The organism is Pseudomonas sp. ENNP23 (assembly GCF_001728945.1).
Classification (GTDB): domain Bacteria; phylum Pseudomonadota; class Gammaproteobacteria; order Pseudomonadales; family Pseudomonadaceae; genus Metapseudomonas; species Metapseudomonas otitidis.
Genome location: NZ_LYSP01000004.1, coordinates 102,895 through 123,816, shown reverse-complemented (window position 1 = coordinate 123,816; position 20,922 = coordinate 102,895). Strand labels below are relative to the sequence as shown.

General features: G+C 65.2%; 19 protein-coding genes. 12 read left to right on the top strand and 7 right to left on the bottom strand.

Annotated elements, in window-relative coordinates; translation table 11 throughout:
* Nucleotides 1-7 precede the first annotated feature (7 nt).
* Both sph and A9G05_RS03825 read right to left on the bottom strand, forming a co-directional pair.
* The gene (gene sph / locus A9G05_RS03830) at nucleotides 8-1,552 is read right to left on the bottom strand and encodes a sphingomyelin phosphodiesterase (protein ID WP_069559706.1); all 1,545 of its coding nucleotides are present in this window, start codon (nucleotides 1,550-1,552) and stop codon (nucleotides 8-10) included.
* A gap of 186 nt (nucleotides 1,553-1,738) precedes the next feature.
* Complete coding sequence (locus tag A9G05_RS03825; protein ID WP_069559705.1) at nucleotides 1,739-3,559, bottom strand: acyl-CoA dehydrogenase C-terminal domain-containing protein; 1,821 nt, start codon at nucleotides 3,557-3,559, stop codon at nucleotides 1,739-1,741.
* A gap of 263 nt (nucleotides 3,560-3,822) precedes the next feature.
* On the opposite strand from A9G05_RS03825, the gene A9G05_RS03820 reads away from it, so the two are divergent.
* From A9G05_RS03820 to A9G05_RS03810, 4 genes are all read left to right on the top strand, one after another.
* The gene (locus A9G05_RS03820) at nucleotides 3,823-5,013 is read left to right on the top strand and encodes an MFS transporter (protein WP_139131072.1); all 1,191 of its coding nucleotides are present in this window, start codon (nucleotides 3,823-3,825) and stop codon (nucleotides 5,011-5,013) included.
* Complete coding sequence (locus tag A9G05_RS27980; protein ID WP_256548247.1) at nucleotides 5,010-5,132, top strand: hypothetical protein; 123 nt, start codon at nucleotides 5,010-5,012, stop codon at nucleotides 5,130-5,132. The genes A9G05_RS03820 and A9G05_RS27980 overlap by 4 nt, the downstream gene beginning before the upstream one ends.
* Nucleotides 5,133-5,203: 71 nt before the next feature.
* Complete coding sequence (locus A9G05_RS03815; RefSeq protein ID WP_069559703.1) at nucleotides 5,204-5,752, top strand: glutathione peroxidase; 549 nt, start codon at nucleotides 5,204-5,206, stop codon at nucleotides 5,750-5,752.
* Nucleotides 5,753-5,882: 130 nt separating this feature from the next.
* A complete protein-coding gene (locus A9G05_RS03810) occupies nucleotides 5,883-6,941 on the top strand; it encodes a DUF2167 domain-containing protein (protein WP_069559702.1) in 1,059 nt (352 codons plus the stop codon).
* Between the two features lie 124 nt (nucleotides 6,942-7,065).
* Here the strand turns inward: A9G05_RS03810 and A9G05_RS03805 are convergent, their stop codons facing one another.
* From A9G05_RS03805 to A9G05_RS03795, 3 genes are all read right to left on the bottom strand, one after another.
* Entirely contained in the window at nucleotides 7,066-8,328 is a 1,263-nt protein-coding gene (locus A9G05_RS03805; protein WP_069559701.1) for an OmpP1/FadL family transporter, read from the bottom strand.
* A 190-nt stretch (nucleotides 8,329-8,518) separates the two neighbouring features.
* The gene (locus A9G05_RS03800; protein ID WP_069559700.1) at nucleotides 8,519-8,998 is read right to left on the bottom strand and encodes a hypothetical protein; all 480 of its coding nucleotides are present in this window, start codon (nucleotides 8,996-8,998) and stop codon (nucleotides 8,519-8,521) included.
* A 226-nt stretch (nucleotides 8,999-9,224) separates the two neighbouring features.
* Nucleotides 9,225-10,085 (bottom strand): sulfurtransferase, encoded by an 861-nt coding sequence (locus tag A9G05_RS03795; protein ID WP_069559699.1) that lies wholly within the window; start codon nucleotides 10,083-10,085, stop codon nucleotides 9,225-9,227.
* A 93-nt stretch (nucleotides 10,086-10,178) separates the two neighbouring features.
* Here A9G05_RS03795 and A9G05_RS03790 point away from each other — a divergent pair, with 93 nt between their 5' ends.
* Nucleotides 10,179-10,973 (top strand): 1-acyl-sn-glycerol-3-phosphate acyltransferase, encoded by a 795-nt coding sequence (locus A9G05_RS03790; RefSeq protein WP_069559698.1) that lies wholly within the window; start codon nucleotides 10,179-10,181, stop codon nucleotides 10,971-10,973.
* 125 nt (nucleotides 10,974-11,098) lie between these two features.
* Here A9G05_RS03790 and rne read toward each other — a convergent pair whose 3' ends face one another.
* Complete coding sequence (gene rne, locus A9G05_RS03785) at nucleotides 11,099-14,224, bottom strand: ribonuclease E (RefSeq protein WP_083272486.1); 3,126 nt, start codon at nucleotides 14,222-14,224, stop codon at nucleotides 11,099-11,101.
* A 562-nt stretch (nucleotides 14,225-14,786) separates the two neighbouring features.
* On the opposite strand from rne, the gene rluC reads away from it, so the two are divergent.
* Genes rluC through sppA form a run of 3 tightly spaced genes read left to right on the top strand, consistent with a single transcriptional unit; the run spans nucleotide 14,787 to nucleotide 17,398 of the window.
* Nucleotides 14,787-15,740, top strand: coding sequence for a 23S rRNA pseudouridine(955/2504/2580) synthase RluC (gene rluC / locus A9G05_RS03780; protein ID WP_069559792.1), 954 nt, complete (start codon nucleotides 14,787-14,789; stop codon nucleotides 15,738-15,740).
* A complete protein-coding gene (locus A9G05_RS03775) occupies nucleotides 15,733-16,425 on the top strand; it encodes an HAD-IA family hydrolase (RefSeq protein WP_069559696.1) in 693 nt (230 codons plus the stop codon). Before rluC ends, A9G05_RS03775 begins: the two co-directional genes overlap by 8 nt.
* The gene (gene sppA, locus A9G05_RS03770) at nucleotides 16,418-17,398 is read left to right on the top strand and encodes a signal peptide peptidase SppA (protein ID WP_069559695.1); all 981 of its coding nucleotides are present in this window, start codon (nucleotides 16,418-16,420) and stop codon (nucleotides 17,396-17,398) included. The genes A9G05_RS03775 and sppA overlap by 8 nt, the downstream gene beginning before the upstream one ends.
* 51 nt (nucleotides 17,399-17,449) lie before the next feature.
* Here the strand turns inward: sppA and A9G05_RS03765 are convergent, their stop codons facing one another.
* Nucleotides 17,450-18,028: a nucleoside triphosphate pyrophosphatase gene (locus A9G05_RS03765; protein WP_069559694.1), complete on the bottom strand. Its 579-nt coding sequence runs from the start codon at nucleotides 18,026-18,028 to the stop codon at nucleotides 17,450-17,452.
* A gap of 107 nt (nucleotides 18,029-18,135) precedes the next feature.
* Here A9G05_RS03765 and A9G05_RS03760 point away from each other — a divergent pair, with 107 nt between their 5' ends.
* From A9G05_RS03760 to fabD, 4 genes are all read left to right on the top strand, one after another.
* Nucleotides 18,136-18,663 carry a YceD family protein gene (locus A9G05_RS03760; RefSeq protein WP_069559693.1) on the top strand — a complete coding sequence of 176 codons (528 nt, stop codon included), beginning with the start codon at nucleotides 18,136-18,138 and terminating at the stop codon, nucleotides 18,661-18,663.
* A 13-nt stretch (nucleotides 18,664-18,676) separates the two neighbouring features.
* Complete coding sequence (rpmF, locus tag A9G05_RS03755) at nucleotides 18,677-18,859, top strand: 50S ribosomal protein L32 (RefSeq protein WP_069559692.1); 183 nt, start codon at nucleotides 18,677-18,679, stop codon at nucleotides 18,857-18,859.
* A gap of 3 nt (nucleotides 18,860-18,862) precedes the next feature.
* Nucleotides 18,863-19,873, top strand: coding sequence for a phosphate acyltransferase PlsX (gene plsX, locus A9G05_RS03750; RefSeq protein ID WP_083265515.1), 1,011 nt, complete (start codon nucleotides 18,863-18,865; stop codon nucleotides 19,871-19,873).
* A gap of 100 nt (nucleotides 19,874-19,973) precedes the next feature.
* A complete protein-coding gene (gene fabD / locus A9G05_RS03745; protein ID WP_069559691.1) occupies nucleotides 19,974-20,912 on the top strand; it encodes an ACP S-malonyltransferase in 939 nt (312 codons plus the stop codon).
* Nucleotides 20,913-20,922: the final 10 nt, after the last annotated feature.

Sequence of the window (20,922 nt, the reverse complement as noted above, 5' to 3'; positions counted from 1 at the left end):
TCCCGGTTCAGAAGCGCAACTTGCTGCGCCAGTCCTCGTGGACGGCGGTGGGGGCTACTTCCACACGGAAGCGGCTGCCGTCCTGGGCGTTGCCCCAGAGGAACAGGTGGTCCTTCCAGGCGCCGTCGGGCCAGATCTTCAGGTAGTAGTCGTGGCCGGGCAGGGGGCGTTGCCCGCTGTAGTCGATGAAGGCCACCTGGTCGCCGTCCTTCAGGCATTGGCCCTGGTCATTGTCGATCTGCACACGCAGGTGCCGCGAGGGCTTGCCAGCAGCGGGGTAGTAGCCCCACTTGCCGGCACCGTGGGCGTACCAGGTGAGGAAGTGGCCGGGGTAGGCGCGGGACTCCAGGGTGACGTAGTCGCCGTTGCGCACGCAGAAGCTGGCGAAGTGGTCCCAGGCATTGAGGCTGAAGGTGCTGGCGTCGTCGCGGCCGTTGCCGGTGACGGTGACCCAGTGGGTGGCCTTTGCTCCGGTGCGCAGGGCGTTGCCGTTGTCCAGGCTGCGCAGCACCACGCGGGCGTAGCGGTTGTCGGTGGGCTTGTAGGCCTGCTGCGGTGTGCGCTGCGGGTCGGCGTAGGTGAAGGCGGCCACCGGGTAGTGGTCGGAGTAGTCCTGGTAGTACCAGGTGTTGACGCCGTCGCTGGCGCTCCAGCGCGGGGAGGGGATGTCCAGCGCCTGGTTGTGCCAGTAGGACACCTGGCCATGGCGGTTGGAAACCAGGATGTAGTCGAGGTACTCCGGCGGGTTGCCGGGCGCCTGGCCGGGGCCGTTGTCCTTGTAGGGGTACTGGTAGCCGGTGACGCCATTGCGCCGGGTGTCGAAGGTGGCGGAGGCGCCGGCGTAGCTGTCGGGTTCGCGCAGGTCCAGTTGGGCCAGCATGTGCGGGTATTCGTCGCTGCCGCGGATGACGTTGAGGTCGCCACCGATGAACAGCACTTCGCTGGCGGGGATGTTCTCGCGGTCGATGAAGGCGCGCATTTCCCTGAACTGGCTCTCCCGCACGGCACGGCCGCCGTCCGGGCAGACGCTGTCGGCAGCCTGGGTGTGGGTGGCGATGACGTGGAAGGGGCGCTCGCCACGCTGCACCTTGACGTAGACGAAGCCCTTGTTGGCCAGCCTGTCGGCGCCACAGGCATCGCTGTAGAGGTATTGGACCCTGCGCACGATGGGCCAGCGGCTGACGATGGCGACGCCGCCGTCGTCGAGGCTGGCGGCGGGGTTGCCGGTGGTGGCGTCCCAGCCGGCAGTGGACCGGCCGAGTACGGGCGTCTGGTGCGGGTAGCGGTCCTTGAGGCCGCTCAGCAGGATGTCGGAGGCGGCGTTGTCGAACAGTTCGTTGAAGATCACCAGGTCGCGGCCTTCCAGGTAGTCGGCGCGGGTCATCAGCCGGGCGCGCTCCTGGTTGCTCCAGCTGAACTTGAACGGCAGCGGCGTGAGGAAGAAGGCGTTGTGGGTGAGCAGGTTGTAGGCGTCGGGCCGCAGATCGGGTGTGGCAAGGGCCGGGGTGGCGAGCAGGGCGAGCATCGCCCAGGTGATTCGGGAGCTGGTCATCGGTGTGTCCGTGTTGGGGAGGGTTCAGGGCGGCGCGACGCTACCACTGGTGGGCAGAGCGGCGGCGCCCCCATCCAGGGGTTCGGCTGTAGGAAACATCAGGTCTATGACGGCGACATTTCCATGGGTCTGCTTTAGCCCTGGGCGTGCCAGTCCCGGGCCTCCCTGGGAGGCCCGGGATGGGGCTCAGTCGAAGACGAAGTGCTCCCCCGGCAGGCCCATGACCGAGGCGGTGGGCCTGGTCATGGCGGCGGCGTGGCCCTTGGCGCGGGGCAGCAGGCGGTCGAAGTAGAAGTCGCTGGTGGCCAGCTTGGCGCGGTAGAAGTCCTCGGACTCGCTGCCGCCTTCACGCAGGTGGCGGCGGGCGGCGGCCTCCTGCAGGGCCCAGGCGTAGGCGAGGGCGGCGTAGCCGGCGTACATGAGGAAGTCGTGGCTGGCGGTGCCCACCAGGTCGCGGTCCTTGCGGGCGCGCAGGGCGATGCGCAGGGTCAGGACGTTCCACTGCCCGGCGAGCTTGAGCAGGGTCAGGGCGCGGCCGCGCATGGCGGGCTCCTGCCTGATCAGGTCCACGGCGAAGCGGGCCATCTGCCCGGTGAAGTCGCGCACGGCCTTGCCCTGGGTCATCAGCAGCACCTTGCGGCCGAGCAGGTCGAGGGCCTGGATGCCGGTGGTGCCTTCGTAGAGGGTGGCGATGCGGGCGTCGCGGACGATCTGCTCCATGCCGTGCTCGCGGATGTAGCCGTGGCCGCCGAACACCTGCATGCCGAGGTTGGCGCTCTCCAGGCCCAGTTCGGTGAGGCAGCCCTTGAGGATGGGGGTGAGGAAGCCGAGTTTGTCGTCCCAGTGTTCGTACTGGCCGGTGTCGTTCTGCAGGATGCCTTCGATCATGCGGTCGGCGTACTGGGTGGCGAGGTAGACCAGCGCGCGACCGCCTTCGGCGATGGCCTTCTGGGTCAGCAGCATGCGCCGCACGTCACCGTGGTGCATCAGCACGTCGGCCACCTCGCCCGGTTCCTTGGTGCCGGAGAGGGCGCGCATGGAGCGGCGTTCGCGGGCGTAGGCGAGGGCGCCCTGGTAGGCCAGCTCGGCGGTGGCGACGCCCTGGATGGCGGTGCCGATGCGGGCGCTGTTCATGAAGGTGAACATGCATTCCAGGCCCTTGTTCGGTGGGCCGATGAGGTAGCCGGTGGCGCCGTCGAAGTTCATCACGCAGGTGGCCGAGGCCTTGATGCCCATCTTCTTCTCCAGCGCGCCGCAGTTGACGCCGTTGCGCGGGCCGAGGCCGCCGTCGGCGCCGGGGAGGAACTTGGGCACGATGAACAGGGAGATGCCACGGGTGCCCTTGGGGGCGTTGGGCAGGCGGGCGAGGACGATGTGGATGATGTTCTCGGTGAGGTCGTGGTCCCCGGAGGAGATGAAGATCTTGGTGCCGGTGAGGGCGTAGCTGCCGTCGGCGTTGGCGTCGGCGCGGGTCTTCACCTGGCCCAGGTCGGTGCCGCACTGGGGCTCGGTGAGGCACATGGTGCCGGCCCAGCGGCCTTCGGTGAGCGGGGTGAGGTAGGTGCGTTTCTGCTCCTCGGTGCCGTGCTGCATGAGGGTGTTCATGGCGCCGAGGGAGAGGCCGGGGTACATGGAGAAGGGCCAGTTGGCGGTGCCGAGCATCTCCTGCTTGAGGGCGCCGAGGCTCATGGGCAGGCCCTGGCCGCCGTACTCGACGGGGTGGGAGAGGCCTTGCCAGCCGCCGGCGACGTAGGCGTCGTAGGCCTCCTTGTAGCCCTTGGGCGTGCGCACTTCGCCGTTCTCCAGGTGGCAGCCTTCCTCGTCGCCGCTGTGGTAGAGCGGGGCGATGACTTCCTCGCAGAGCTTCGCGCACTCGCCGAGGATGGCGTCGACCATGTCGGGGGTGGCGTCCTGGCCGTTGGCGAGGCTGCGGTAGTGGGCAGGGAAGTCGAAGACTTCGTTGAGCAGGAAACGGGTGTCGCGCAGGGGCGCCTTGTAGCTGGGCATCGGGACCTCGGCAGGCAGGTGGCAGTCGCGCCGAGTTATACGGCGCACCGGTCACGGCGGCCTTGGCAGCGGGAACGGGGGCGTCTGGCACTTGGGACAATCGCCCGGTGCACGGGCGGGCGATACGGCCATTGACCGGGCCCGAGACGAGCCCTATACAGCTCTCCCTTGTCCGTTCGCTGTCGGGCGCCCCGGTTGGCGGCGGCTGTAGGCGCGGCATGTCGCCGCCGGGCCGGAAAGTGAGGATGCACGCTATGAGTTCGATGTGGCGCACGAGTGGCTGGGTGTTGCTGGGGGCGTCGTTGATCCTGGCGCTGTCACTGGGCATCCGCCACGGCTTCGGCCTGTTCCTGGCCCCGATGAGCGGGGAGTTCGGCTGGGGGCGGGAGGTGTTTGCCTTTGCCATCGCGCTGCAGAACCTGATCTGGGGCCTGTCGCAACCCTTCACCGGGGCCCTGGCCGACCGCTTCGGTGCGACGCGGGCGGTGCTGGTGGGCGGTGTGCTCTATGCGCTGGGGCTGGTGCTGATGAGCCTGTCCCATTCGCCGCTGCAGCTCTCGGCCAGTGCGGGGCTGCTGATCGGCATCGGGCTGTCGGGGACGTCGTTCTCGGTGATCCTCGGGGTGGTCGGGCGGGCGGTGCCGGTGGAGCAGCGCAGCATGGCCATGGGCATTGCGGCGGCAGCCGGTTCGTTCGGCCAGTTCGCCATGCTGCCGGGCTCCCAGGGGTTGATCAGTTGGCTGGGCTGGTCGTCGGCGCTGCTGGCGCTGGGGCTGCTGGTGGCGTTGATCGTGCCGCTGGCGGGGATGCTCAAGGACCGTCCGTTGCCCTGCAAGGGGCCGGAGCAGAGTCTGGCTGAGGCGCTGCGCGAGGCGGCGGTGCATCGCGGGTTCTGGCTGTTGTCGCTGGGCTTCTTCGTCTGCGGGTTCCAGGTGGTGTTCATCGGCGTTCACTTGCCGGCCTACCTGGTGGACCAGCACCTGCCGGCGACCGTGGGCACGACGGTGCTGGCGCTGGTGGGGCTGTTCAATGTGTTCGGCACCTACATCGCCGGCTGGCTGGGCGGGCGCCTGGCCAAGCCTCGGCTGCTGACCGTGCTGTACCTGCTGCGGGCGGTGGTGATCCTGACCTTCCTCTATATGCCGCTGTCGGTGTGGAGCGCCTATGCCTTCGGCATGGCGATGGGGCTGTTGTGGCTGTCTACGGTGCCGCTGACCAACGGCACGGTGGCGACCCTGTTCGGGGTGCGCAACCTGTCGATGCTGGGCGGCATCGTGTTCCTCTTTCACCAGCTCGGGGCCTTCCTCGGTGGCTGGCTGGGTGGCTACCTGTACGACCACACCGGCAGCTACGAGGTGGTGTGGCAGATCTCCATCCTGCTCAGCCTTATGGCGGCCGCGCTGAACTGGCCGATCCGCGAGCAGCCGGTGGCGCGCCTGCAGGTGGCGCTGTGAAGGCGCGCCTGGCGCTGGCCGCCGGGGCTGCGCTGATGCTGGGCCTGACCGCGCTGGCCTGGTGGGGGTGGCAGCGCGGCGGCCTGGCGCTGCTGCAATTGAACATGAGCCTGTGCTGATTGCCGGCTGACGGGCCCGGCGCTAGCCTTGCTCCACCGCTTGACCCGCCGCGTGCCCGAGGATGCCTGCCATGAAACGCCTGTTCGCCGTGCCCCTGCTCGCCCTGTTCGCCCTGCCCGTCGTGGCGGCGGAGTGCCCACCGCTGTTGCAGCACAGCCTGCCGCAGTTGCGGGCCAAGGCGACGGTGGACCTGTGCGAGCGCTTTGCCGGCAAGCCGCTGCTGATCGTCAACACCGCCAGCCACTGCGGCTTCACCCCGCAGTTCAAGGGGCTGGAAGCGTTGTACCAGCGCTACAGGGCCGAGGGCTTCGAGGTGCTGGGCGTGCCTTCGGATGACTTCAAGCAGGAGGCGGCCAATGCGGAGGAGACCGCGAAGGTCTGCTACGTGAACTACGGCGTGACCTTCACCATGACCGAGCCGCAGCACGTGACCGGTGACGATGCGACGCCGCTCTACCGCGAACTGATCGAGCAGTCCGGCCAGGCGCCGCGCTGGAACTTCTACAAGTACGTGGTGGATCGCCAGGGCCAGGTGGTGGCGCATTTTTCCAGCCTCACCAGCCCGGATGACGAGGACCTGCAGAAGGCCATCCGCCAGGCGCTGGACAGCAAGCCCTGACCCGGCGAGGGGGCGAAAAGGCTGATCAGCCGGGAGTTTGTTTCAGAATCTTTCGGCTGGTTCCGGTTTGCTTGGCGTTCCCGTGCTAGGGTTCGCGGCCTGTTTGCCACCCCCTCTCCTGGAGACACCCATGTCGATCAAGGACCTGATCCTGGCCGGACTGCTGGCCACCGCCATTCCCACTGCCTTCGCTGCCAAGCCGGCTGCCCCTGTTGAAGAGAGCACTGCCCAGGCCGAACAGGTCGCGGACGAGGACGTGGGTGCCTATGAAGAGCAGAGCATGAGCGAGGAGGAGTTCCTCAACAGCCTGAGCTTCAAGCAGGGCAAGGTGGTGATCGGCGACAACCTGGCCACCCTGGATGTGCCCGAACAGTTCGTCTACCTGGATGGCAAGGACGCCGAGCGCGTGCTGGTGGAGGCCTGGGGCAACCCGCCGGATGCCGAGGAGCCGCTGGGCATGATCCTGCCCAAGGGCATCTCTCCGCTGGCCGATGAATCCTGGGCCGTGACCATCGAATACGAGGAAAGCGGCTACGTGTCCGACGAGGATGCCAGCGACATCGACTACAACGAGATGCTGCAGGGCATGAAGGATGACACCGAGGAAGACAACACCTGGCGCGCCGAGAACGGCTACGAGCCGGTGCAGTTGATCGGCTGGGCCTCCCAGCCGCGCTATGACGCCAACGGGCGCAAGCTGCACTGGGCCAAGGAGCTGAAGTTCGGCGATGCCGAAACCCACACCCTGAACTACAACATCCGCGTGCTGGGCCGTAAGGGCGTGCTGGTGCTGAACTTCATCGCCAACATGGATCAGTTGCCGACCATCGAGCAGAACCTGCCGGCGGTGTTGGCGATGACCGAGTTCAACCCGGGCAACCGCTACGCCGACTTCAACCCGGAACTGGACAAGGTCGCGGCCTACGGCCTGGGCGCGCTGATTGCTGGCAAGGTGGCAGCCAAGACGGGCCTGCTGGCCATCCTGCTGGTGCTGTTGAAGAAGTTCTTCTGGGTGCCGATCGCCATCGGTGGCTGGGTCATTGCCCGTGTCCGTGGGAAGAGGAAGGAGGCCGCCCAGGCTGCCGAGCCGGCCCAGCCGGAGGCGGCGCCGGTGGTGCAGCCGAGCCAGCCGGTCGAACCCGCCGCAACGGTGATGGACCTGAACCGCGAGGAGCCGCCCAAGTCCTGACGGTTGCTGCTGTCCGGGGTGATGCGTCAACCCGGGCACACATGAAAACGCCGCGATACCCGAGAGGGGATCGCGGCGTTTTCGTTTGTGATGTACCCCGGCAGCGGCGCCGCCGGGGTCCAGGTCAGAAGCGGTAGGTGACCTGGGCACCCAGGCCGTGGGCGCTGTTCTTGTAGGTGGAGGAGTAGTTGCCCTTGCTGCTGCTGCTCTGGTTGACGGTGGCTTCGTCTTCCTTGAGGTAGGAGTAGGCGAGGTCCACGGTCCAGTCGTCGCTGGGGCTCCAGGCGGCACCGAGGCTGAGGATCTTGCGGTCGTCGGTGGGGATGCGCGGGGAGCGGTACTCGTTGCGGGTCGGGCTCTGGTCGTAGGCCAGGCCGGCACGCAGGGTCCACTCGCGGTTCAGCTTGTAGGCCGCGCCGACGGCGTAGGACCAGGTGTCGCGCCAGTGCTGTTCTTCGGTGATGGTGCCGAGTGCCCCGGCCAACGGGCCGCGTACACCGTCGTTCTCCACCTTGATTTCCTCCAGGCGGCTCCAGCGGGTCCAGGTGGTGCCGGCGTAGAGGGTCCAGTCGGCGTTCAGGTCGTGGGTGATGGAGAAGTCGACCGACTCGGGCGTTTCCAGGTCCAGGGAGGCGTCGTACTTGCCGGCCGAGCCCGCCAGCACGCCGCTGGTGGAGACGGTGGTGTCGCCACGCAGCTTGTACTTGACCTTGGAGTGGTAGGTCAGGCCCAGACGGGTGCTGGGATCGACCTCGAACAGGACGCCGGCGTTGAAGCCCAGAGCGGTGTCGTCGCCCTTGACCTTGACCTTGCCGTCCGCAGCGCCCGGAACCGGGTTGGGCAGGGCCGAGGTCAGCTCGCCGTCGATGCGGTTGATGGTGGGGCCGAAGCCGACGGAGAGCTGGTCATTGATCTTGTAGCTGACGGTGGGCTGCAGGGTGACCACGCGGACTTCGCTGCGGGTGCCGTAGTAGCGGCCCTGGAAGCCCTTCTCATAGTCGGTCACCAGGCCGAAGGGCACGTACATGCCGAGGCCGAAGGTCCATTTGTCATCGATGGGCTTGACGTAGTAGCCCATGGGCACGCCGATGAACGGGACCATGTCGCCGTCGTTGCTGCCCGAGAAAGAGCCACGGCCATGGTCGATGTCGGTCTTGGCGTCCAGCAGGGCGAAACCGCCGCTGACCTGCTCGCGCTTGAGGCGCGACATGCCGGCAGGGTTGCCGAATACGGTGGAGGCGTCCTCGGCCGAGGAAGAGCGACCGGCGAAGGCAGTACCCATACCGCTAACGCTCTGTTCGTTGATGGCGAAACCGCCGGCGAGGCTGTAGGTAGAGGCGCCGGCAACGGCGAGAGCGAGGCTGGTCTTTATGACTCTTGTGATCACGGTTGACTCCTGGGTCTGGTAAGGCGGGGGCGGAAACTAGCAGGATTTCCAGACCCTTTCCAGCCACGTGAGTTCCCGTCAAATCCGCATTCTAGAGGCTTCCGTGTGGCAAATTGCCGCTAATTTCATGCTTCGTGCAAAAAGGTCTTGGACGATCGTTCCTGACTGGTTGGTCAGTGATCGATGTTTCTTAGGCGGCTTGTTGGGGTTGTCCTACGCATCGGTTCCACGCCTCAAGGTAATCGCTGGGATTTCCCTGCGGGTTGAATACGCGCCGCCAGACGTCGGCCATGCCAGGCCAGTCATCCGCCGAGGGCATCACGAGGACTTCGCTTTCCACCAGCAGCCAGGCGATGGCGGTGGCGTAGCGCAGGTTCACCGCGAGTTCCAGGTGGGGAGCGCCGAGGAAGGCGTGCTGGCTGGCAAGGCCCCGTACCAGGCTGGCCAGGTCCGGATCACGTGCCAGGTGCTGGTCCCAGAGTTGGCGATGGTGCGCTTCGCTGATGTGGTAGAGGCCGTAGCCGGCGCGATCCCCGAGGGCCGTGCCAAGGTCGGACTGGCACGCAGCGGCGCCGAGCAGGAGCACTTCGGCCGTGGGGGAGGGACGTTGCAGGTAGGCCAGGGTGGGGCGGATGACGTGTTGGCAGAGGTCGTGTGCGGCGATGCCCATGATGCCCTCGCGAAAGGTGCCGGCGGGGTCGGGGGCGTGTGGCAGCTTCTCGTTCTGGGAAAGGACCCCGCCGGGAGCGGGGTTAGCCGCTCGATTTGAAGTGTAGTGGGATAAAGATGCTGTAAAGGCCTGTTTTTAAACTGTTTGGCGTCTTGCGCAAGGCGCCATATGCCAGACAGTCATTAACAGCTTGCGGAGTAGGCCGCCCAGTGACGGGCGGCCTGGATCACAGGCCAGTGGCTACGGGGCGGCTGGGGTCGGTGATCCATTCGCTCCAGGAGCCTGCATAGAGCGGTGCGAGCGGGTAGCCGGCGAGGCTCAGGGCGAACAGGTTGTGGCAAGCGGTGACGCCGGAGCCGCAGTAGACCACGAGGCTGTCCGTGGGGCGGTCGGCGAGGAAAGCCTGGAACCGCTGGCGCAGGGCCGGGGCGGGCAGGAAGCGGCCGTCGGCGTCGAGGTTGTCGGTGAACACTGCGCATTGGGCGCCGGGGATGTGCCCGGCGATGGGGTCGATGGGTTCCACCTCGCCCTTGAAGCGCGGCAGGGCACGGGCGTCCAGCAGGGTGAGTGCGTGGGCATCGAGGCGGGCCTGGAGCTGACGGGCATCCAGCACCAGGCTGGGGTCGGCTGTACCGGTGAAGCTGCCGTTGCGCTCGGTGGGGTGTTCCGCATCCAGGGGCAGGCCGGCATCGCGCCAGGCCTTCAGGCCGCCGTCGAGCAGGTAGACGCCATCGCGCTTGCCCAGCCAGGCGAGCAGCCACCAGGCGCGGGCGGCGAAGGCGCCGGGGCCGGGGCCGTCGTCATGCAGCACGATGGTGCTGGTGTTGTCCACGCCCCAGCGGCGCAGGGTGGCGACCAGCCTATCCGGCTCCGGCAGCGGGTGGCGTCCGGTGATGCCCGGTTGTACGGGGGCTGAGAGATCGCGCTCGAGATCGGCGAAATGGGCACCCGGGATATGCCCTTCGGCGTGGCTGCGCTGGCCGTAGCTCGTGTCGTCCAGGGCGAAGCGGCAGTCGAGGATCACCAGGCCGGGTTGCCCCAGACGGTGCGCCAGTTCATCGGGGCTGATCAGTTGCGCGAGTGACATGACGGTCTCCTGTGTCGAATCGATGACGTTGCGCATCATAAGGAACGATCGCGCGTTGCGTCGCGCGGATGAACACGAGATGGGAGGGCCACGATGCCAAACCTGCATTCATTCGCCCAGAGCGCTACCCTGGCACGCCGAGTCGGCGTGGTGGTCGGTTCGGTGCTGTGGACGCTGTATTTCTGCTGCCTTGTCCTGTGGTTGGCGCTCTGGCGGCGTCTGGACCGCAAGCGTGTGGACGGCTTCACGCGGGCCTGGTCGCGGGGGCTGTTGCGCCTTGTACGGGTTCGCTTGTCGGTCCATGGGCGTTGGCCGGATTTCAATGATGGTCGGCGCTACCTGATCCTCTGCAATCACTCCAGTCACTACGACATTCCGGCGTCTTTTGTGGCGCTGCCGGGCTCCATCCGCATGTTGGCCAAGCAGGAGCTGTCCCGGGTGCCTTTCCTGGGGGCGGCGATGAAGGCGGCGGAGTTCCCGTTCATTGACCGGCACAACCGGCGCCAGGCGCTGGAGGATCTTGCCAAGGCGCGCGCCATGATGGAAAGCGGCATTGTGTTGTGGGCCGCGCCGGAGGGCACGCGTTCCCCGGATGGCCGGTTGCAGCCATTCAAGAAGGGCTGCTTCCACCTGGCCCTGGATACCGATGCGGTGATCGTGCCGGTGGCCATTCGCGGCATTCATCGCGTACTGCCGGCGCGTACCTGGCGTTTCAACCTGGGGTTGCCGGTGTCTGTGCATGTGGGGGAGCCGATCGATGCCAGCCAGTACGATGTGGCGCGGCTGGGGACGCTCATGGAACTGACCCGTGAGCGCATGGAGGCCTTGTTGGAGCCTGGGGTGGCGCAGCCGGAAGCGGTGAGGCAGGTACTGCTGGAGCCGGCCTGAACCTGCTCGCAGCGGCGAAGGGGGGGGCGGTTAACGAGCCGCCCAGCCTGAGAGGGCTCAGTGCTGTGAACGAGGCATGAAAAAGGGACGCCATTGGCGTCCCTTTTTCATGGAGCAAGCAGGCCTCAGACGGTCGGCTTGTCCTTCTCTTCCTCGCTGGCCTGCTGTTCTGCAGCAGGTTGCTCGGCTTCGACGGTTGCGGCTTCTTCTGCCTGGGCCTCGGCCTGGACGGCTTCAGCTTCGGCGGCCGGTGCGACCTCTTCGGTCAGCTGAGCTTGTGCCTCGACAGGGGCTTCGGCCACGAGCGGCTCCTCGACCACTGCAGGTGCGGCAGCCTCGGCTTCGACCGGGGCCGCGGCAGCGGCGGCAGCGGCTTCACGGGCCAGGCGCTCGGCCTCCTGCTGGCGACGACGAACCTCGCGAGGATCGTTGGGCGCGCGGCCGGTGCTGCTCACGCTGGTGGTGGGCGCAGCGGGAGCGACTTCGACGCTCGGAGCAGGCTCGGCGACGACTTCTACTGCGGGCTCCGGCTGGGGCTCGGCTGCCTGGGGCTCGACGACAGCAACCGGCTCGGCAGCTTCGGCGACTTCAACCGGCTGAGCTTGAGGCTCGCTGGCCGCTTCGGCGCTTTCGGTCTGCTCGGTCACGGCAGTGATCGGTTCGCTGGCTTCGGGCGCGTACTGCGGCTGGCGCAGCTCAAGGCTGGCCTGCTGCTCGGTGGCCTGGCTGTCGGCGTTCGCTTGGGGCTCTGCCTCGGCTGTCTCTGCTGCTTGGCTGGCGGCTTCGACGGCGATCACGGAGCCGGCGGCGACCGCTGCAACCACGGCAGCATCGGAGGGCTCGTTGGCCTGCTCGGCATCGCCTTCGGCTTCTTCGTTGCCTTCCAGCGACTCGTCGCCATTCACTTCACGCTGACGCTCGCGGCGGTTGCTGCGGCGGCGCTGGCCACGGGAGCGACGACGGGGGCGTTCGCCGTCCGCGCCTTCCTGGCCGTCGTCCAGCAGCTCTTCGCTGTCGTTCAGCAGTTCTTCTTCGCTCTGGGCATTTGCAGCCTGTTCGGGGCGCGGTTGGCGCTCTTCACGGGGCGGACGCTCACCACGCTCGCGGCGGTTCTCCTGACCTTCACGCGGCTCGCGGGCTTCGCGGGGCTGGCGCTCCTCACGGGGCTGACGCTCTTCGCGGGGTTGGCGTTCCTCACGGGCCTGGCGCTCTTCACGCGGTTGGCGTTCTTCGCGAGGCTGACGCTCCTCACGGGGCTGGCGCTCTTCGCGCGGGGCGCGCTCTGCACGAGGTTGGCGCTCTTCGCGCGGCTCACGGCCTTCGCGGGGCTGGCGCTCTTCACGCGGTTGACGGTCCTCGCGAGGCTGACGCTCTTCACGCGGCTGGCGCTCTTCGCGAGGCTTGCGCTCGTCGTCACGACGGCCTTCACGGCCTTCGCGGCGGCGGTTCTGCTGGCGGCCGTTACGACGCTCCTCGCCGGTACGGGCAGGGCGCTCGCTGGTGGTGGCCTTCTCAGGCGCAGGGCTCGGCTCGTCCTTGCCGGCGAACAGGCTGACCAGCGACTTCACCAGGCCCTTGAACAGGCTCGGTTCGGCGGCGGCAACGGCAGCGGTGGGCGGTGCCATCGGGGCCGGGGCGGTCGGTGCGGGAGCCGGACGCTCGGGGGCAACGGTCTTCACGGCGGCCTCCTGGCGAACCAGGGTGCGGGTGGAGGTGGCCGGATGGTGTTCCTCGACTTCGGTCGGGGTCATCTCGTAGCTGGACTGGCCAGTGAGGACTTCCGGGTTGTCGTCGCGCAGGCGCTGGACTTCGAAGTGCGGGGTTTCCAGGTGGTCGTTCGGCAGGATCACGATGCGGGCGCGGGTGCGCAGCTCGATCTTGGTGATGCTGTTGCGCTTCTCGTTGAGCAGGAAGGCGGCGACCGGGATCGGCACTTGGGCACGGACTTCGGCGGTGCGGTCCTTCAGGGCTTCTTCCTCGATCAGACGGAGGATGGCCAGGGACAGGGATTCGACGTCGCGGATGATGCCCTGGCCGTTGCAACGGGGGCAGACGATGCCGCTGGTTTCACCCAGGGACGGGCGCAGGCGCTGGCGGGACATTTCCAGCAGGCCGAAGCGGGAGATGCGGCCAACCTGGACGCGGGCACGGTCGGCTTCGAGGGCTTCGCGGACCTTCTCTTCCACGGCGCGCTGGTTCTTGGCCGGGGTCATGTCGATGAAGTCGATGACGATCAGGCCACCGATATCGCGCAGACGCAGTTGGCGGGCGATTTCCTCGGCCGCTTCCAGGTTGGTCTGCAGGGCGGTTTCTTCGATGTCACCACCTTTGGTGGCGCGAGCGGAGTTGATGTCGATGGACACCAGGGCTTCGGTCGGGTCGATGACGATGGAGCCGCCGGAGGGCAGCTTCACTTCGCGCTGGAAGGCGGTTTCGATCTGGCTCTCGATCTGGAAACGATTGAACAGCGGGACGCTGTCCTGGTAGAGCTTGATCTTGTTCTGGTACTGCGGCATCACCTGGCGGATGAAACTCAGGGCTTCTTCCTGGGCCTCGACGCTGTCGATCAGCACTTCGCCGATGTCCTGGCGCAGGTAGTCGCGGATCGCGCGGATGATGACGTTGCTTTCCTGGTAGATCAGGAAGGGGGCGCCGCGCTCACCGGAGGCTTCCTTGATGGCACTCCAGAGTTGCAGGAGGTAGTCGAGGTCCCACTGCAGTTCCTCGCTGGAGCGGCCGAGGCCGGCGGTACGCACGATCAGACCCATGTCGGCCGGCGCGTTCAGGCCGTTCAGGGCTTCGCGCAGTTCGTTGCGCTCTTCGCCTTCGATGCGACGGGAGATGCCGCCGGCACGGGGGTTGTTCGGCATCAGCACCAGGTAGCGGCCGGCGAGGCTGATGAAGGTGGTGAGGGCTGCGCCCTTGTTACCGCGTTCTTCCTTCTCGACCTGGACGATGACTTCCTGGCCTTCGTTGAGCACGTCCTTGATGTTGACGCGGCCCTCGGGGGATTTCTTGAAGTATTCGCGGGAGATTTCTTTCAGCGGCAGGAAGCCGTGACGTTCGGCACCGAAGTCGACGAATGCGGCTTCGAGGCTGGGTTCGATGCGGGTGATGCGGCCTTTATAGATGTTGGCCTTTTTCTGTTCGCGGGCGCCCGACTCGATGTCCAGGTCATACAGGCGTTGGCCGTCGACCAGGGCAACACGCAACTCTTCGGGCTGAGTTGCGTTAATCAGCATTCTTTTCATGTAGTACCGTCGGTTTCCGGGGCTACCGGAAACGGCGATCAGCACACACGACTCTCGCGGTCGGTGTCAGGTGCGTGTCAGGAGCGGATTAATGCTCCCGTGTCCAGCGACATCAGGCCATCTGGCCGGAGTCGCGACGACGTCTCCCGCTGCTGTTGTCGTAACAGAAGCAACGTTTATCAGGAGGAGGAATCAGCCATCGGCAGCGGACGGAATAAAACGTCTTGGTTGAAACGCTGCTACGCAGTCCGACGGTTGTGCATCTCCACCCTACACTTGTCCCTTGAAAATCGGGTGCCGCTCGCAGAATCCGTAGCGGGTTGCATTTACCGCGACCGCCCAAGGGTGGTCACGCGTCATGGCTCAAGGCTTTTTTCTCCGAATAGTCGCTGTTCTGGAGCGAAAATCCTGACGGACGGCCTGACGTCCTGAATGGGTTGCACGTGGCTGGGATGGCAGTCTTGGCGAGCATCCGGGGCACGGCCGCTTTTGGCGGCGTTCGCGACTATAGCAGCAATCATTAAGTGCTTCAAATCCATAAAAAATTGTTATGATCGCCGCCATGACAACTCCCTCCTCTCCGACTTCCGGTGTGCTAATGCTCGAAGTCGCGCCGGAATATGCCGGCCAGCGTATCGATAATTTCCTCCGGACCCAGCTGAAAGGCGTCCCCAAGACTCTGATCTATCGCATCTTGCGCAAGGGTGAGGTGCGGGTGAACAAGGGGCGCATCAAGCCTGAGTACAAGCTTCAGGCTGGAGATGTGGTCCGCGTGCCGCCGCTGCGTCTCGCTGAGCGGGATGAGCAGGTACCGGTTGCCCAGGGGCTGCTTGAGCGTCTTGAGGCCGCCATTGTTTACGAGGACAAGGGTTTGATCGTCCTCAATAAGCCAGCAGGCATCGCTGTGCATGGTGGCAGTGGTCTCAGCTACGGGGTGATCGAGGCGTTTCGTCAGTTGCGGCCCGATGCGCGTGAGCTTGAGTTGGTCCATCGCCTGGATCGGGATACCTCGGGTCTGCTGATGATCGCCAAGAAACGCAGCATGTTGCGTCATCTCCACGAGGCACTGCGCGGTGATGGGGTGGACAAGCGTTACCTCGCTTTGGTTCGGGGCAGTTGGCCGGCGTCGAAGAAGAAGGTCAGCGCGCCACTTCTGAAGAACACCTTGCGATCCGGCGAGCGGATGGTGGAAGTAAGTGATGAGGGTAAGGATGCTTTGACCGAGTTCCGCGTGCTGCGGCGTTTTGGTGAGTTCGCCACTTTGATCGAGGCGAGCCCGATCACTGGACGGACCCATCAGATTCGCGTTCACACTCGCCATGCCGGTCATGCCATTGCTGGCGATCCGAAGTATGGGGATGAGGATTTTTCCCGGGAAATCCGTGAGCTGGGCGGCAAGCGTCTGTTCCTGCATGCTTATGCGCTCTCCCTGGTGCTGCCCGATGGCACGCCTCTAAATCTTGAGGCGCCAGTGGATGAGGCGTGGTCGCAGACCCTGGAGCGGATTGGTGCCTGACTATCAACTGCTGATCTTCGATTGGGATGGAACTCTGGTGGATTCCATCTCGCGCATCGTCGAGTCCCTTCGAGTGGCGGCTGATGCTTGCGATTTACCGCAATTGGACGATTCGGCCCTCAAGGGCATCATCGGTCTCGGCTTGCCCGAGGCGATTGCAGTGCTTTACCCGGACCTGGCTGATCCGCAGCGGATCGCTCGCTATCGAGAGGTCTATGCCTCGCACTACAGTCATCTGGAAGCGGCCCCGTCGCCGCTCTTTGCGGGTGTGGAAGATGCGCTGGAGTCGTTTCGCGAGGCTGGCTATCGCCTGGCGGTGGCAACGGGCAAGACGCGGCGCGGGCTTGATCGTGTTCTGGCGGGGCGAGGTTGGGAGCGCTATTTCGATATCACTCGCTGCGCTGATGAAGCTGCGAGTAAGCCTGATCCCCTGATGCTGTGCCAGATCATGGCGCACTGCGGTGTCGATGTCGGTGCGTCGCTGATGGTGGGGGATTCGCCCTTTGATCTGCGCATGGCGCGCAATGCGGGAATGGACTGCGTGGCGGTCGGTTACGGCGCACAGTCGCTGGATGTCCTGCGGCTGGAGTCGCCGACACTAGCAATCGAGCATTTTGATGAGCTTCGCCATTGGCTTGCCAGTGGTGCGAACAATCCAGTGAACAAGGTGGAACTGCATGTCTGATGAATGGAACGCATCGGCACCCGCTGGTGGTGATGACAAGAGTTGGAGGCTGCTTGAAAAGGCAGTCCTGGCGGGCGTTCAGGAACAGCGGCGAGCCAGGCGCTGGGGTATTTTCTTCAAGCTCCTGACCTTCCTTTATCTGTTCGGCGCGCTGCTGATGTTTTCGCCGTTGTTCGATCTGCAGAAGACGGCGGCACGTGGTGAGACCCATACGGCACTGGTCGAGGTTCGCGGCATGATTGCGGACAACGAGGCTGCGAGTGCCGACAACATCGTGAGCAGTCTCAGGGCGGCCTTCGAGGATCCGAAGACCAAGGGTGTTGTGCTGCGCATCAACAGCCCGGGCGGCAGCCCCGTCCAGTCGGGCTACATCTATGACGAGATCCGGCGGCTGCGGGGTGAGCATCCCGATACCAAGGTCTATGCGGTGATCACTGATCTTGGGGCATCTGGTGCCTACTACATTGCCAGTGCGGCGGATGAGATCTATGCGGACAAGGCAAGCCTGGTGGGGTCCATTGGTGTCACGGCGGCCAGCTTCGGCTTCGTCGACCTGATGGGTAAGCTGGGTGTCGAGCGTCGTGTCTATACCTCGGGCGAGCACAAGGCGTTCCTTGATCCGTTCCAGCCTCAGAAGGACGACGAAACTCGCTTCTGGCAGGGTGTGCTGGATACCACTCATCGCCAGTTCATCGAGAGTGTGAAGAGGGGGCGAGGTGATCGGCTGAAGGTCGATGGGCATCCCGAACTCTTTAGCGGTCTGGTCTGGTCCGGTGAGCAGGCTCTTGAGCTGGGTCTGGTGGATAAGCTCGGTAGCACCAGCTACGTGGCGCGCGAGGTCATCGGTGCCAAAGAAATCGTCGACTACACGAAGCAGGACACGCCGTTCGATCGCTTTGCCAAGCGCCTGGGTGCGAGCATGGCTGAGCAGTTGGCAATGTGGATGGGGTTCCAGGGGCCTTCGCTGCGCTGAACCTCGCAGGTAGTTGCCAGAAAAGCCCGGCTTGTGCCGGGCTTTTTCGTATCAGGGGATCTTCCGGCCTTCGGCGAGCAGCATGTCCACCAGGCGGATCAGTGGCAGGCCAACCAGGCTGGTGGCGTCCTCTCCCTCTGTGGTGCGGAACAGTGCGACGCCGAGCCCTTCCGCCTTGAAGCTGCCGGCGCAGTCGTAGGGCTGCTCTGCCTGCAGGTATCGCTCGATGGTGGCTTCGTCCAGTTTGCGGAAGTGCACGGTGAAGGGGATGCAATCCACCTGGCAGCTGTCGGTTCGCGTATTGAGCAGGGCGAGGCCAGTCAGGAAGCTCACGCTGGCACCGCTCGCGGCCATGAGTTGTTGCTTGGCGCGGGTGAAGTCGCCGGGCTTGCCCAGTACCTGCTGGCCGAGTACGGCGACCTGGTCGGAGCCGATGATCAGGTGTTGGTCATGGATGTGCGCCAGGGCTCGGGCCTTCTGTTCGGCGAGACGGCGCACGAGGTGCTCGGCGCTTTCACCTGGGTGACGTGTTTCATTGATGGCGGGCGCGCTCCAGGTGAAGGGAAGGCCCAGGCGCTCCAGCAGGGCGCGCCGGTAGGGTGAGCTGGATGCGAGCACCAGATTGGTCATGATCGACTCCGCGAAAAAGTGCCGCGATTCTATCGGGCGTGCCGCGCGGCGGACAGGTCGGAATTTGTTTTGACAGGGCAGGGGGGCATCCCTAGAATACCGCGCCTATGTTGAATGGGCCGATTCCAACTCACGTCGATCCGCGCAAGATGGCCGATCGCAGCGCCACCCTTCAGGGTGAGCTGCCTCTCGCCAGTCTCGAGCGTTTGTGCGATCCCCTCTCCGATGACGCAGGTCGCGTCACCGTGAAGCTTTCGTTCGAGCGCGACGAGCAGCGCACTGTGGTGATCCACAGCGAGCTCGACGTCGAGGTCAAGATGGTATGTCAGCGTTGCCTGGAGCTGGTCGCGCTGCCGATCCACAGCGAGTGTACGTACGCCGTGGTGAAGGAGGGTGCGGACAGCCAGTCACTGCCCAAGGGCTATGACGTGCTGGAAGTGGGTGAGGATCCGCTGGATCTTCTGACTCTGGTCGAGGACGAGCTTCTGCTGGCCTTGCCCATTGTTCCGGCCCATGACCCTGAAGAATGCCAGCAGCCGGCGGGGCTTGATGAGCCCGAACCGAGCGAGGACGAGGTTCCGCGGTCCAACCCGTTCAGCGTACTGGCGCAGTTAAAGCGTGACCCAAACGTTTAGGAGTTAATTGATTATGGCTGTTCAGCAGAACAAAAAATCCCGCTCTGCCCGTGACATGCGTCGCTCCCACGACGCCCTCGAGGCCAATGCCCTGTCCGTCGAGAAGAGCACCGGTGAAGTTCACCTGCGCCACCACGTCTCCCCGGACGGCTTCTACCGTGGTCGCAAAGTGATCGACAAGGGCTCGAACGAGTAATCCTTGTCCGTCTCTGTTATAGCGATTGACGCAATGGGCGGGGACTTCGGTCCCCGTTGCATTGTTCCAGCCAGCATCGCCTGCCTGGCTGAGTTCCCCTCCTTGCATCTGGTTCTTGTCGGCCAGGCTCCCGTCCTTGAAGATCTCATCGCCTGCGAAAGCGGAGTCGATCGCCGGCGGCTGTCCGTCGAGCATGCTGCCGAAGTGGTGGCGATGGACGAGCGCCCCTCGCAGGCGCTGCGCGGCAAACCCGATTCCTCCATGCGTGTCGCTCTGGACCTCGTCCGTGCCGGGCGTGCCCATGCTTGCGTGAGCGCCGGCAATACCGGTGCGTTGATGGCGCTTTCCCGCTACGTACTCAAGACCCTGCCGGGGATTGATCGGCCTGCCATGGTCACTGCGATCCCTACGGCGCGTGGCCATTGCCACCTGTTGGATCTGGGGGCCAACGTGGATTGCAGTGCCGAGCACCTTTACCAGTTTGCGGTGATGGGCAGCGTTGCTGCTGAGGCGCTCGGGTTGCGCAGCCCTCGTGTGGCGTTGCTGAACGTCGGCACGGAGGACATCAAGGGCAACCAGCAGGTCAAGCTCGCGGCAAGCCTGCTTCAGCAGGCCAATGGGTTGAACTACATCGGCTACATCGAGGGCGATGCGCTGTATCGCGGCGAAGCGGATGTGGTGGTCTGCGATGGCTTCGTCGGCAATATCCTGCTCAAGTCCAGCGAGGGTCTGGTGGCGATGATTGCCGCGCGCATCGAGTCCCTGTTCACCGAGAATCTTGGCTCCCGTCTGGTCGGTGCGCTGGCGCTGCCGCTGTTGAGTCGCCTCAAGGGCGACCTGGCTCCGTCCCGCCACAACGGTGCGAGCTTCCTCGGGCTGCAGGGGATTGTGGTGAAGAGTCACGGCTCCGCAGGAGCGGATGGCTTCCAGAGTGCGATTCGTCGTGCCGTCATCGAGGTGCGGGAGAATCTGCCGCAGAGACTCCATGGGCGGCTTGAGGATCTGTTGCTCTAGGATGTGACCGTTGGACGAGGGCTGTCATCCAACTGTCAGTCCGTTGCGCCCGGCCTGCCGGGTGCGCGAATCGAACAAGGCAAACACGGGAACCGTTCCAATGTCCGCATCCCTCGCATTCGTTTTCCCCGGCCAGGGCTCCCAGTCCCTTGGCATGCTGGCCGAGCACGGTGCTTCGAGCCGTCTGGTCGTCGATACTTTCGGCGAGGCCTCTGAAGCCCTCGGCTATGACCTGTGGACCCTGACCCAGCAGGGGCCAGAGGAAGATCTCAATCAGACCGACAAGACCCAGCCCGCGATCCTGACAGCATCCATTGCGCTGTGGCGCCTGTGGCAGCAGGAGGGTGGTGTGCGTCCGGCTTTTGTTGCCGGTCACAGCCTGGGCGAGTACTCCGCTCTGGTGGCAGCAGGCAGCCTGCAGTTCGCTGACGCCGTGAAGCTCGTCGAGCAACGTGGGCGGTTGATGCAGCAGGCTGTCCCGGCTGGTCAGGGTGGCATGGCAGCCATCCTTGGGCTGGAGGACGCTGATGTGCTGGCCGCTTGCGCCGAGGCTGAAAAGGGTGACGTGGTCAGTGCAGTGAATTTCAACGCCCCAGGCCAGGTGGTGATCGCGGGTTCGGCTGCGGCCGTCGAGCGTGCCATCGAAGCCTGCAAGGCGCGTGGTGCCAAACGTGCGATGCCGCTGCCGGTTAGCGTGCCGTCCCACTGTGCCCTGATGAGGCCCGCTGCGGAGCGTTTCGCCGAGTTCGTTCAGGCGCTGAACTGGAAGGCGCCCGAGATTGCGCTGGTGCAGAACGTCAGCGCCTCGGTGGTGACCGATCTTGATGTGCTCAAGGCCGACCTCCTTGCTCAGCTCTACAGCCCGGTCCGCTGGGTCGAGTCGATGGTGCGCCTGTCCGAGCAGGGTGTGACCGATCTCGTCGAGTGCGGCCCCGGCAAGGTCCTGAGCGGCCTGAACAAGCGCTGTGTCAAGGGCATCGCCACCCATAACCTGGATACCCCCGACGCCTTCGCAGCCGCTCGCGCTGCGCTGGCCTGATCAAGGAGAA